11 protein-coding genes are annotated in these 12,038 nt (G+C 73.6%); 9 read left to right on the top strand and 2 right to left on the bottom strand.

The genetic code is table 11. The features are described 5' to 3' along the window. Window positions 1–102 precede the first annotated feature (102 nt). From ABZ842_RS16065 to ABZ842_RS16035, 7 genes are all read left to right on the top strand, one after another. Window positions 103–1,230 (top strand): acyl-CoA dehydrogenase family protein, encoded by a 1,128-nt coding sequence (locus tag ABZ842_RS16065; protein ID WP_361537286.1) that lies wholly within the window; start codon window positions 103–105, stop codon window positions 1,228–1,230. Between the two features lie 55 nt (window positions 1,231–1,285). Beyond that, on the top strand, window positions 1,286–2,344 hold the full coding sequence (locus tag ABZ842_RS16060) for an SDR family oxidoreductase (protein WP_361537285.1): 1,059 nt from the start codon (window positions 1,286–1,288) through the stop codon (window positions 2,342–2,344). Then, window positions 2,341–3,636: an aminotransferase class III-fold pyridoxal phosphate-dependent enzyme gene (locus ABZ842_RS16055; protein WP_361537284.1), complete on the top strand. Its 1,296-nt coding sequence runs from the start codon at window positions 2,341–2,343 to the stop codon at window positions 3,634–3,636. Before ABZ842_RS16060 ends, ABZ842_RS16055 begins: the two co-directional genes overlap by 4 nt. Before the next feature lie 2 nt (window positions 3,637–3,638). Beyond that, window positions 3,639–4,121, top strand: a complete 483-nt coding sequence (locus tag ABZ842_RS16050) for an SRPBCC family protein (RefSeq protein ID WP_361537283.1) — start codon at window positions 3,639–3,641, stop codon at window positions 4,119–4,121. A 129-nt stretch (window positions 4,122–4,250) separates the two neighbouring features. Further along, on the top strand, window positions 4,251–5,093 hold the full coding sequence (locus tag ABZ842_RS16045; protein ID WP_361537282.1) for an SDR family oxidoreductase: 843 nt from the start codon (window positions 4,251–4,253) through the stop codon (window positions 5,091–5,093). Further along, the gene (locus ABZ842_RS16040) at window positions 5,090–5,749 is read left to right on the top strand and encodes a sterol desaturase family protein (protein WP_361537281.1); all 660 of its coding nucleotides are present in this window, start codon (window positions 5,090–5,092) and stop codon (window positions 5,747–5,749) included. The genes ABZ842_RS16045 and ABZ842_RS16040 overlap by 4 nt, the downstream gene beginning before the upstream one ends. A 77-nt stretch (window positions 5,750–5,826) precedes the next feature. Next, window positions 5,827–7,047 (top strand): nitric oxide synthase oxygenase, encoded by a 1,221-nt coding sequence (locus ABZ842_RS16035; RefSeq protein ID WP_361537280.1) that lies wholly within the window; start codon window positions 5,827–5,829, stop codon window positions 7,045–7,047. An 8-nt stretch (window positions 7,048–7,055) separates the two neighbouring features. On the opposite strand, the gene ABZ842_RS16030 is transcribed toward ABZ842_RS16035, so the two are convergent. Then, entirely contained in the window at window positions 7,056–7,487 is a 432-nt protein-coding gene (locus ABZ842_RS16030) for a hypothetical protein (RefSeq protein ID WP_361537279.1), read from the bottom strand. A gap of 131 nt (window positions 7,488–7,618) precedes the next feature. On the opposite strand from ABZ842_RS16030, the gene ABZ842_RS16025 reads away from it, so the two are divergent. Beyond that, window positions 7,619–8,383 (top strand): response regulator transcription factor, encoded by a 765-nt coding sequence (locus ABZ842_RS16025; RefSeq protein WP_361537278.1) that lies wholly within the window; start codon window positions 7,619–7,621, stop codon window positions 8,381–8,383. A gap of 9 nt (window positions 8,384–8,392) precedes the next feature. After that, window positions 8,393–9,802 carry a HAMP domain-containing sensor histidine kinase gene (locus ABZ842_RS16020; protein WP_361537277.1) on the top strand — a complete coding sequence of 470 codons (1,410 nt, stop codon included), beginning with the start codon at window positions 8,393–8,395 and terminating at the stop codon, window positions 9,800–9,802. 285 nt (window positions 9,803–10,087) lie between these two features. On the opposite strand, the gene ABZ842_RS16015 is transcribed toward ABZ842_RS16020, so the two are convergent. Further along, window positions 10,088–11,794 (bottom strand): hydrogenase maturation protein, encoded by a 1,707-nt coding sequence (locus tag ABZ842_RS16015; RefSeq protein ID WP_361537276.1) that lies wholly within the window; start codon window positions 11,792–11,794, stop codon window positions 10,088–10,090. Window positions 11,795–12,038: the final 244 nt, after the last annotated feature.

Genomic DNA, 12,038 nt, shown 5'->3' with positions numbered 1-12,038 from the left:
CGGTTCCTAGCGTGGTGGTCATTGGTCAATCCCGCGCAAGGGGGCGCGGGGCGGTCGGGACCCGACCGTTTGACGCTCTACCGCACGGGGGTGCCCGCGGGCATGCACTACCTGCAACGTGAACGTGAGCTTCTCGAAACGCTGCTGCCGGGCCTGGACGCGGCCCTCGCCGCCGTCCCGCTGAGCGAGCTGGAGCAGCCCGCCGGCCCGGGCGTCGCGGCCTTCCGCGCCGCCGGGGGCCCCGGGCTCCTCGTCCCCGCCGAACACGGCGGCAAGGGCGCGGACCTGCTGACCGCGGTACGGATCCAGCGGGCCGTCGCCACCCGTTCGCCCTCCCTCGCGGTCGCCACGACCATGCACCACTTCTCCGTCGCCTCCCTCGTGGAGACGGCCGCGGCCGGCGAAGGCATGGAGTGGCTGCTGCTGGCGGCCATCGCGAGCGACGGCCTGCTGCTGGCGTCCGGCTTCGCCGAGGGCCGCACCGGTCAGGGGATCCTCAGCCCGACGCTCACCGCCCGCGTCGATGGCGGGAAGATCTGGCTCAGCGGGGCGAAGAAGCCGTGCAGCCTGTCCCGTTCGATGGACCTGCTGACCGCCTCCGTCGCCCTCCCGGAGCCGGACGGCAGCAGCAGGCTCGCGGTGGCGCTGGTGCCCAAGGACGCGGCCGGGGTCTCGGTGCGGCCGTTCTGGCACAGCCCGATCCTCGCCGGCGCCGAGAGCGACGAGGTCGTGCTGGACGACGTCGAGGTGCCGGCCGATCTCGTGGTGCGCACCGGCGTCACCGACGACGGGCGCCTGGACCGGTTGCAGACCGTCGGCTTCGTCTGGTTCGAAGCTCTGATGACCGCGAGCTACCTGGGCACCGTCTCCGCCCTGGTGGAACGCGTGCTGGCCGCGCCGAAGCTCCCCCCGGCCGTCAAAGCCGAGGTCACCACGGAGCTGCACGCCTCCTGGCTCGCCCTGGAGGGGCTGGCCCGTACGGCGGGGGCGGACCCGGGCGAACACGCCCTCGCCGACGCACTGGTGTGCCGGTACGCCGCGCAGGACGCCATCGACCGGATCGCGGGCCGCTGCCTGGAGGCCCTGGGCGGGATGGCCTTCATCTCCTGCGGCGACGCCGCCTACCTCAACTCCGCCTGCCGGGCCCTGGCGTTCCACCCGCCGTCCCGGGGCCGGATGGCCGCCCCGCTCGCCGACCACTTCGCCGGTCGTCCGCTGCGCGTCGGCTGACCTGCTGCTGCACCAGCCCCCTGCTCTTCGCCCCTGCTCGCGAGGTGACACAACCGTGCCCGTTTCCCCGACCGTGCTGCTCACCGGAGCCTCCGGTGTCGTCGGCACCGCACTGCTCAGCGAGTTGACGCACTGCCACGTCATCGCCCTGGTCCACCGCACCCCCTGCCCCGGCGCGGACGAGAGCGTCGTCGGCGATCTGACCAGCGCCAGGTTCGGCCTGGACGCCGCCGCGTACGCGCGGCTCGCCGCCCGCGTCGACGTCGTCGTGCACTGCGCGGCGATCACCGACTTCTCCGCGGGCCCCGCCGCCACGCACCGGCTGAACGAGGCGGGGACCGTCGAGGTCCTGCGCTTCACCGAGGACGCGGACGCGGTCCTCCACCACGTGTCCACGGCGTTCGTGGCCCGCCGGGAGCTGACCCGTACCGGTGCCGCCACCGGCGACGCCACCGCTCGGCCCGAGGACTATCTGGACTCCAAACGCGCCGGCGAGGAGGCCGTACGCGCCAGTGGCGTGCCGGCGGTGATCGTCCGGCCCTCGGTGGTGATCGGCGACTCGACCACCGGACGGATCGCCGCCTTCCAGGGCATGCACGGCATCGTGCACGCCCTGCTGCGGGAGCTGCTGCCGCTGGTGCCCGTGCCCGCCGACTCCCGCGTCGACTTCGTCCCCCAGGACGTGGTCGCCCGCTCCGTCGCCGCGCTGATCGCCGAGGGGCGCCGCGACGGCGAGGCGTGGATCACCGCCGGGGCCGCGGCGCCGAGCGCACGGCGGGTGCTGGAGCTGACCGCGAAGGTCGCCGCCGACGCGGGGGTGCCGATGCGGATCCCGCGGACCGTCGGCCCGGACATGGTGGACCGGCTGATCCGCCCGGTGTTCATCTCCGCGCTCCATCCGCGTGCCCGCCGCAGGTTCGACGACCTGCTGGCGATGACGGCGCTGTTCGCCGACGCCGGCGAGTTCCCGAGCACGTTGGGCCGCACCCCCGCCGGGGTGGCCGCGTTGACGCCCGACGCGATCGAGTCCGCGTACGAGGCATCCGTACGGCACATCGCCCGTGCCCGGGGGCTGGTGCGTACGGGCCGGCCGGCGGAGGTGGCGTCGCGATGACCGCACCGACGAGCGCACGGCGGACCGGGGCCGAAGGCGCGCCGGACGCCGGCGCGGTCATGGACCTCTACCGGCGCCATGTCAGCCGCGGGCGGGCCAGGCTCGCCGCGCTGACCGGCTCGGTGACGGAGGTGTCGTCCGCCGGCTCCAGGGTGCGGGACGCGAGCGACCGGGAGTACGTCGACTGCGGCGGGTACGGCGTGTTCCTGCTGGGCCACTGCCATCCGGCGGTGGTGGACGCGGTCGTCGAACAGGTTCGCCGGCATCCGATGGCCACCCGGATCCTGCTGGAGCCGGTCGTGGCGCGGGCCGCCGGGGCGCTGGCGCGCGTGACCCCCGCCGGACTGGACTACGTGCACTTCGTGACGTCCGGCGCGGAGGCGACGGAGACCGCGATCAAGCTGGCCCGCGCGCACGGCAAGCGGCGGCTGGTGTCCGCCGTGGGCGGCTACCACGGCAAGACCACCGGTGCCCTGGCCCTGACGGCGAAGCCGTTCTACCAGGATCCGTTCCGGCCGCTGCTGGCCGCCGAGCACGTGCCGTACGGGGACGCCGACGCCCTCGACCGGGCGCTGGCCCGGGGCGGGCCCGCGTGCGTGGTCGTCGAACCCGTCCAGGGCGAGGCCGGGGTCGTGCTGCCGCCGGTCGGGTACCTGCGGCGGGTGCAGCGGGCGTGCCGCGAGCACGGCGCGTTCTTCGTACTCGACGAGATCCAGACCGGGCTCGGCCGGCTCGGTTCCTGGTGGGGTGCCGACGCCGAGGAGGTCACCCCCGACGTGCTGTTGGTGGGCAAGAACCTCTCCGGCGGGGTGGTCCCGGTCGCCGCCGCCGTGGCCACCGCGGACGCCTACGCGCCCTTCGACCGCGATCCGTTCCTGCACACCTCCACCTTCGCCGGGGCTCCGGTGGCCATGGCCGCCGCCGCGGCGGCCGTGACGGCGATCGAGGACGAACGTCTCGTCGACCGTGCACGCGCCAGGGGCGAGCAGCTGCTGCACCTGCTCGACGAGGCGTTCGCCCCCGTCATGGGGGACGCCGTGGTGGAGATCCGCGGCCGGGGCCTGCTGATCGGCGTCGAACTCGCCGACGAGGGCCTGGCCGGCGAGTTGGTGCTGCACCTGCTGCGGGCCGGGGTGCTGGTCAACCACTCGCTGAACGCCCACAAGGTGGTGCGGCTGACACCGCCCGCGGTCCTCACCGACGCCGACGTGGACGTGCTGGCGGACGCCTTCGCCTCCGCCCGCACCGCCCTGATCAATGCCCTCTCGTCGACCCGAAGGACGGTGCACTGACGATGCCCGAGGTCACTTTGGACGCCCGCGTCCCCGGCACCGGTCCCCGCACGGTCTTCGACCGGCTCGCGGACTTCGCGGCGTACCCCCGGTACACCGACGCGGTGCGCGAGGTCACCGTCACCGACGTCGACCGCGGGGTGGTCGCGTCCCACTGGTCGGTGAACTTCCGCAACGGCGTGCTGTGCTGGTCCGAGCACGACCGGATCGACCCGGACGCGCTCACCATCGAATTCGCCCAGGTCGAGGGGGACTTCGACGCGTTCGCCGGCGCTTGGCTGGTCACTGAGGACGGCACGGACGTCCTGGTGCGCTTCACGGCCGCCTTCGACCTCGGGATGCCGAGCCTGGCCGCGATCATCGACCCGGTGGCGTGCCGGGCCCTCGCGGAGGCCATCACCCGGATCCTGCACGGACTGTTCGGGGAGCACGTCGCCGTCACCGAACCCGCGCCGGCCGGCGCGAGCAGCCCGCAAGGGACCTGAGACGCCGTAGTCCCCGCACTCCCCCAGCCCCAATCCCCCGGCCATCTCCTCATCGAACCGGCCCCGTTCGGGCCCAAGTGACCCACCGTCCCGGCAGCCGTGCCGTCGGCTGCTCCCCTAGGAGGACCCGTGCCCAAGGATCTGCGCAACAAGGTCGTGGCCATCACCGGTGGCAGCCGCGGCATCGGCCTGGCCACCGCGGAAGCGTTCGTCGCCGCCGGCGCCAAGGTCGCCATCGGCGCCCGCGACCTCGAACGCGCCCGGGCCGCCGCCGGCCGCATCGGCGCCACCGCCCACGCCCTCGACGTCACCGACGCACCGAGCGTCGCCGCCTTCTGGCAGGACGTCGAGGCCGAACTCGGCGCCATCGACGTCTTCGTCAACAACGCCGGCGAGATGATCGTGGGCAGCTTCGAGCACGAGAGCCCGGAGGACTCCACCCACCAGCTCGGGGTCAATCTGCTCGGCACCCTGAACGGCATGAAGACGGCGATCGGCCCCATGCGGGCCCGGGGCAGCGGCCACATCATCAACATGGTCTCCGCCGTCGGCATGATCGGCCTGCCCGGCTGCGCCACCTACTCGGCCGCCAAGCACGGCGTGGTCGGCCTGTCCGAAGGCGTACGGGCCGAGCTGCGCGGCTCCGGCGTGCAGCTGTCCATCGTGCTGCCCATCCCGGCGCAGACCGAGCTGACCTCGGGCGTCGGCAAGGGCCGCTTCGTGCCGCTGCTCACCCCCGACGACATCGCGAAGGCCGTGCTGCGCACCGCCCGCCGCCCCGTCTACAACCGTTACGTACCGGGCTGGACCAACCCCGTCACCCGCTCGCTGTTCCTGCTGCCGCAGCCCTGGCGGGACGCGATGGGCCGCTTCCTCAAGGCCGACCAGCTCCTGCGCACCACCGACTTCCAGGCCCGCACCGGCTACGAGGCACGGCTGAAGACGCCCGCCGTGGACGGCGGCGGCCGATGAGCGCCCAGCTGACCAGCAAGGGCGCGGCCCGGCGGGGCAACAGCCCGGCCGCGTTCCGCTCCCGGCTGCTCGACCACCTCGTCCACGTCCACCCGGCCACCGCCGTGGTCGTGTTCGCCCCCGCCGCCGTGGCCGGCGTCTGGCTCTCGCTGGGCGACGCGGGCGGCTGGGAGTTGGGTGGCTGGGGCCTCGTCGGCTATCTGGCCTGGACGCTGTCGGAGTACTGGGGCCACCGCGTCGTGCTGCACTTCGAGCCCGAGAAGGGGTTCGGCGCCCGGCTCCACTGGATCCTGCACGGCGTGCACCACGACTATCCGCAGGACTCCCGCAGATCCATCCTCAGCCCGCTCCTGTCCGTGCCGATGGTCGGCGGCGCCGCGTACCTCGCGTCGGGCCCGGGCGGGCTGCCGCTGACGTTCGGCGCCGGCTACGCGGTCGGCTACCTCAGCTACGACCTGTTCCACCTCTACCTCCACCAGGGGCGGCCCCGAAACCGCCTCCTGCGCCGGCTGCGCGAGCTGCACATGCGCCACCACTTCCGCGACGACACCCGGGGGTTCGGCATCTCGGCCCCCTACTGGGACGAGGTCTTCGGCACCTCCATCGCCCGTCCGCCCCGCCCTAACGACACCCGGCCCGGCGTCGGAACGACTTAACGACGCAACGACGTGACGGCCTGACGACATGCCGACGTGACGATCCGGACCGCACAGAACCACCCGCGAGGACACCGATGAACTCCGAAGCCCTCTTGGCGCGCGCCCCCACCGCCGACGCCCCCGCCCCGCATCCCACTGCCCCGCACCCCTGCGCGCCACAGCCCGTGCCGGCTCCGCCGAGCAGCGCCGGCGCCGTCGAGGTCGACGTCGAAGAGGCCGAGGACTTCCTCGGCCTGCTGCACGCCGAGCACCCCGACCAGCCGCTGACCGTCCGCCAACGCATGCGCCAGGTCCGGGCCGAGATCGCGGACACCGGCAGCTACGCGCACACCGCCGACGAACTCGTCTTCGGCGCCCGCGTCGCCTGGCGCAACTCCAGCCGTTGCATCGGCCGCCTGTACTGGCAGAGCCTGCGCGTGCTGGACCGTCGAAACGCCACCGAGCCCCGGGAGATCCACGGACACCTGTGCGAGCACCTGCGCCAGGCCACCAACGGCGGACGCATCCGTCCCACCATCTCCGTCTTCGCGCCGGACGTCCCCGGTCGACCGGCGCCGCGGGTGTGGAACGACCAGCTCATCCGCTACGCGGGCTACCGCGGCGACGACGGGCGCACCGTCGGCGACCCCGCGCACCTCGACCTCACGGAGGCCGTGCGCCGCCTCGGCTGGCGGGCCCCTGGCGGGCCCTTCGACGTCCTCCCGCTGGTCGTCGACGCCCCCGGCCACGAACCCCAACTCTTCGACGTGCCAGAAGATCTGGTGCTGGAAGTGGCGCTCATCCACCCCGACCGACCGGAGTTCGCCGAGTTGGGCCTGCGCTGGCACGCGGTACCCGCCATCTCCAACCTGCGGCTGCGCATCGGCGGCGTCGACTACCCCCTGGCACCGTTCAACGGCTGGTACATGGGCACCGAGATCGGCGCCCGCAACCTCGTCGACTCCGACCGGTACGACCTGCTGTCCGTGATCGCCGAGCGCCTCGGCCTCGACACCGGCTCGGAGTCCACCCTGTGGCGCGACCGCGCCCTGGTCGAGGTCAACATAGCCGTGCTGCACTCCTTCCAGCGCGCGGGCGTGCGGATCAGCGACCACCACACCGAGTCCCGACGCTTCCTGGCCCACCTCGCCAAGGAGGAACGGCAGGGGCGGCGGGTGCCGGCGGACTGGTCGTGGATCGTCCCTCCGCTGTCCGGCAGCCTCACCCCCGTCTTCCACCGCTACTACGACGAGGCCGACCAGCGGCCCAACTTCTACCCCGACGAGACCCGCGCCCGCTGCCCACGCGCCCACTGACGCCGCCGTTACTCCCGCCCTGCCGACGGCCGTTCCCACTCTTCGGCCGCGACCTTGAGGGCGGCCAGGGCCCGTTCGACGTCGCGGAGATTGCGGGCGGCCCGGTCGAGGGCGTCGGCGCCGAGCCGTAGGAGCGCGCGGATTAAGGGGCCGTGCCGGTCGCGCGTGCTCCCGGTGACCCGACACCCGTGGGCCGTGGGCACGATGTCGTACCGCCAGACGCAGACGGGACGGCCGAGCGCGGTCATGCGGAAGGCGAAGCGGCGGTCGGGTACGGCCTGGGTGACCGTGGCCGTCCCGCGCCGGGCGAACGGCCCGCCGCGGAACCGCTCGCCCGCCTCCAGGGGCCGACCCCGTCCGGCGGGGTCGCTGATCAGGCCGTACACGGTCCGGGGGCGGGCGGACACCTGGATGCTCCCCACCGCGGTGGGCTCGGTCATGGCGGCGCCTCCCGGCCTCCCGGTGCGTGCGTTCGTCTTCGACGGTAGAGCGGCGATGGGCAGCCGTTTCACAGGTCCGGTTCAACGGAACGGCAAATGTCCACCCTTCCCAAAGCTAAGCAACTTAGTAGATGATGGAGGCAGGGGTCGGCGACGTCGTCGCCGCGGGCGGCGCTCTGCACGGGGGAACGATGATCATCCTGGTGGTCGAGGACGACGAGTGCGTGGCGGACGCCCTGTGCAGCGCGCTGGGGATGCACGGCCACCGGGTCGTCACCGCCGGCACGGGACAGGACGCGCTGCGGCGGCTCGACGGCTGCGACTTCGTCCTCCTCGACCTCGGCCTGCCCGACCTCGACGGCATCGAGGTGTGCAAACGCATCCGGGACCTGTCGACCGTGCCCGTCATCGCGCTCACCGCGCGCTCCGAGGAGATCGACCGGGTCATGGGGCTGCACGCCGGCGCGGACGACTACGTCGTCAAGCCGTACAGCCTCCACGAGCTCAACGCCCGCATCGAGGCCGTGGCCCGGCGGTCCTGCCGCTGCGGCGTCGCGGGCGACGGCCACGACCCGGCGTGCCACGGACGGGCCCGCGAGGTGCTGACCGCCGACGGCCTCGAACTGGACGTGCGCAGCCGCTCCGCCACTTTGGACGGCCGGCGCTTATCCCTCACCCGCAAGGAGTTCGACCTGCTGGTGATGCTCGTGGAGGACCCGGAGTCCCTGCACACCCGGGAGGACATCATCGCCCGGGTGTGGGACGAGAACTGGTACGGCTCCACCCGCACCCTCGACGTCCACGTCGGCAGCCTCCGCAGCAAGCTCGGCTCGTACGACTGGATCGAGACCCAGCGCGGCGTGGGCTTCCGCCTGGGCTCCGCGGGCCGGCCCTGAGAACCGCCCGTGCGCCGTCGCCTCCTGATCACCTATCTCTCGCTCACGACCATGCTGTTGCTGGGCCTCGGAGTGCCGCTCGCCCTCAGCCTCGCCATGAACGACTACCACCACCTGGCGAACGCCCAGGTCAACGAGACCGGCAGACTCGCCAACGCCGCCGCCCGCACCGGTGATCCGGCGTCCGACCCTGCCTGGGTGGAGCAGGCCGTGGCGTACGACCGCGGGAACGACGCCGCCGTGCTGCTGGTCGACGGACGGGGCGAGGTCGTCTTCACCACCCGCCCCGGGGCGGGCGTGGACCGCCGCGCCTGGCAGCGCACGCTGCGGCGCGCCCTGGACGGGGACGTGAACCTACCGCTGGACTACCCCGTCAACACCTCGGCCGAGCCCCTGTTCGTCGCCGCGCCCGTACTGGAGCACGGGCGGACCGTCGCGGCCGTCGCCACCCTCTCCCCCACCGCCTCCCTGCGCTCCCGGGCCCTGGGGCAAGGAGCGCTCCTGCTCGGGGTCGCCGCGCTCGGGCTGTTCGCCACCGCGCTGGTCGCGGTCCCCCTGTCGCGGTGGAGCCTGCGCCCGGTACGACAGCTGCACCGCGCTGTCGGCGCCATCGCGCAGGGGCGGTACGGAACACGGGCGCCCGTCGACCGGGGGCCCGCCGAGGTCCGCGAACTCGCCGTCGCGGTGAACGCCATGACGGACCGGCTGGTCGCGCTCCTGGAGGCGCAGCGCCGCTTCGTCGCCGACGCCTCCCACCAGCTCCGCAATCCCCTCACGGCGCTACGGTTGCGGATCGACGTCCTGGAGTCGACGGTGCGCGGGGACGGCGCCGGGGCCGTGGCCGCCGTGGTCGCGGAGGCCGACCGCCTCGGTCGGATCCTGGACGAGCTGTTGGTGCTCGCGCGCGCCGCCGAACCCGAACACGGGGCGGTGCCCGTGGAGGTCCGGTCGGTGGCGCGGGCGCGCGCCCAGGCGTGGAGCGCCCAGGCCGCGGCCGACGACGTCGCCGTGGTGGTCGCCGGGGAACAGGCCGTCGCGTCCTGTCAGCCGGGGGTCCTCGACCAGGTGCTCGACGTCCTCCTCGACAACGCCCTCGGATTCTCACCGCCCGGCGGCACCGTCACCGTGCGGACCCGGGCGGACGGCGACCGGATCCGGGTGACCGTACGGGACGAGGGCCCCGGGATGAGCCGGGAGGACATGCGCCGCTCCACGGACCGCTTCTGGCGCGGCGAGCAGCCGGCCGGGCGCACCGGATCCGGGCTGGGGTTGGCGATTGCGAGGGCGCTGCTGGAAGGCGGCGGAGGGGAACTGCGGCTGTCGGCGGCAAAGCCGCACGGTCTGATCGCGGAGGTCGCCGTACCGGCCGGCATGCCGTACGTCGCGCCCCACGACTCGGCCCGCTCGGACGGGCCCTAGGGCACATCTGATGGATCAGGCTGGTTGAGGGTGGGGGTCCCTCCCACGCCCTCCGGGCGTAGGAGGAGGGTTCTGGTGCCGTGGATCTTCCCCCTGTGCCCTGCGGGCACGGGGGGACCCCCAGCGGAGGAGGGAGTCAACGCGGTGGGGGTACCACCGTGCCCGCAGGGCACAGGGGGCCGTCGGCGACCGACGACAACGCGGAGTGGGGGCACCTCCCGGGCCGAAGGCCCAGGGGGAGCGGCGCCAGGGCACGCGAGCCCAGCAAGATCCGTCAGAAACGCCCTAACGCCGTTCGTCCGTGAGGCGGTCGAGGTGGGCGAGCGCGTCGGGGTCGGGCTCCTTGCGGACGAAGGCCGACCGCAGCCGGTGGTAGGGCTCGGCGGGGTCGAAGAAGTTCCGGTGCATCACGGCCAGTTCCTCCGCGCGGTACGCGCGGAGGGGCTTGTCCGCCTCGTCGCGGGCCCGGGCGTCCTTCTTGCGCGCGATGCGTTCCCGCAACCCCGGCGAGCGGGCGAGGCGCTGTGCCGACTCCTCGACGGCTGCGCCGAACTCCCCGGGAGCCGCGTCGACCACCCGGTCGACCAGACCGATCCGCTGCGCGGCCGACGCGCTGACGGGCAGTGCGCGGCGCGTGAGGTGTTCCGCGGCGACGGGCCCCACTCGACGCGGCAGGCTGTACGTCCAGTACTCCGAGCCGTACAGGCCCATGAGCCGGTAGTGGGGGTTGAGCACGGCGCCCCGACGGCACCACACCTCGTCCGCCGCGAGGGCCAGCATCACCCCGCCGGCGGCGGCGTTGCCCGCGACGGCGGACACCACCAGTCGGTCGGTGGTGGTCAGGATCTGCGCCACCAGGTCGTCCATGGCGTTGATGTTCGCCCAGGACTCCGCGGCCGGGTCGGGCGCCGCGTCGATGACGTTGAGATGGATGCCGTTGGAGAAGAAGTCCCGCGCCCCGCCGATGACCACGACGTCGGTGGGGCGCTGGAGCGCATGGCGGTAGGCCGCCAGCAGGCGTTCGCAGTGCTCCGTGCTCATCGCGCCGCCGGGGAAGGAGAAGTGCACGTGGCCGACGGAACCGTGTTCGCGGTAGCCGATCTGCGCATAGGTGCGTCGATCGGCGGGTGGGCCGAGCGGTGCCGGGACCTCGGGCAGCGACGGCAGGTCGGCTCCGAGCGCCAGGGTCGCGGGGAGTTTGACGGCGCGCCGGCCGTCGCGGCTGCGGCGGCGGAGTTCGGGGATCCAGACGGCGCCGTCGACCGTGGCCCGGCAGATCGCCCCGTCGCGGGTGGCCAGCAGTTGCCCCGGCTCCCCACGCAGGGTGCCCTCCGGGTGGCCGCCGTGCAGGTACCACTGTTCACCGAGGAGTTCGTCGAGGACGCCCGGTTGGGAGTCCGCGGCGCGCAGCGTCCGTAGGATCCGGTCGCAGGACTCCTGCGACCAGTCGATTCTCCGGGCGCCCTGCCGCAGGTAGGGGCGGGTGTGCTCGGGGGCCTTCCACTCCGGGCCGTGCTGGGGCTGGGGGACGTAGCGGCCGGACGCGAAGCGGCGCACCGCGAGGTGCACGGCCTCCAGGGCGGCGTCGGAGACCTCGTTGCGGTAGAGGTCGCTCTTGCCGACGGGCGGCAGGGAGCACGGCGCGGTCGCCCACACGGCGCCGGCGTCCATCACCGCGTCGGCCTGGAGGACGGTGACGCCCCAGTCGGCGGCGTCTTCGTGGATCGCCCAGTCCAAGGAGGACGGGCCGCGGTCGCCGGCGGGCCCGGGGTGGACGATCAGACAGGTGTGGGCCGACCACACGTCCTCGGGGAGCACGGCCTTCAACATGGGCGCCAGGATCAGATCGGGGCAGTGGCGCAGCACCGCCTCGCGCAGGGGGTCGTCGCCGGCGGCGACGTGGACGCGCACTCCGTGGCCGCGGTCCCTCAGTTCTGCGTACACACGTTGGGTCAGACTGTTGAACGCGCTCGCCACCAGCAAGATCCGCATCACGACCACCAGATCCCCAGAACGTCGCCCCGTGTCGTCATCGACCCGTCGATGGTTGCACGGAGCGGCGGCCCGCGGGCGGCTTACACCACACCGGTGGGCGGCGATCGGCGCTCGATCCACCCGATCGCCGCGTGGGCCCCGGGCGGCCCTGCCCTCACCGGGCGACGGCCGGGGCGTCGCCGGGCAGGCGTACGCGTGCGGACGGGCGTCGGCCGGTCGCTGTCGTGGGCACGGGGGGGCG

It is taken from the genome of Streptomyces sp. NPDC047315 (assembly GCF_040643215.1).
Classification (GTDB): domain Bacteria; phylum Actinomycetota; class Actinomycetes; order Streptomycetales; family Streptomycetaceae; genus Streptomyces.
Note: the sequence above shows the minus strand (reverse complement) of the source record. Positions and strands in the feature narration are given on the sequence as shown.

What these genes read in the sequence shown, in the direction of transcription:
- ABZ842_RS16065 (WP_361537286.1), top strand. Translation starts at nt 103, where the DNA reads ATGCACTACCTGCAACGTGAACGTGAGCTTCTCGAAACGCTGCTGCCG.
- ABZ842_RS16055 (WP_361537284.1), top strand. Translation starts at nt 2,341, where the DNA reads ATGACCGCACCGACGAGCGCACGGCGGACCGGGGCCGAAGGCGCGCCG.
- ABZ842_RS16050 (WP_361537283.1), top strand. Translation starts at nt 3,639, where the DNA reads ATGCCCGAGGTCACTTTGGACGCCCGCGTCCCCGGCACCGGTCCCCGC.
- ABZ842_RS16040 (WP_361537281.1), top strand. Translation starts at nt 5,090, where the DNA reads ATGAGCGCCCAGCTGACCAGCAAGGGCGCGGCCCGGCGGGGCAACAGC.
- ABZ842_RS16035 (WP_361537280.1), top strand. Translation starts at nt 5,827, where the DNA reads ATGAACTCCGAAGCCCTCTTGGCGCGCGCCCCCACCGCCGACGCCCCC.
- ABZ842_RS16030 (WP_361537279.1), bottom strand. Translation starts at nt 7,487, where the DNA reads ATGACCGAGCCCACCGCGGTGGGGAGCATCCAGGTGTCCGCCCGCCCC.
- ABZ842_RS16025 (WP_361537278.1), top strand. Translation starts at nt 7,619, where the DNA reads ATGATGGAGGCAGGGGTCGGCGACGTCGTCGCCGCGGGCGGCGCTCTG.
- ABZ842_RS16015 (WP_361537276.1), bottom strand. Translation starts at nt 11,794, where the DNA reads ATGCGGATCTTGCTGGTGGCGAGCGCGTTCAACAGTCTGACCCAACGT.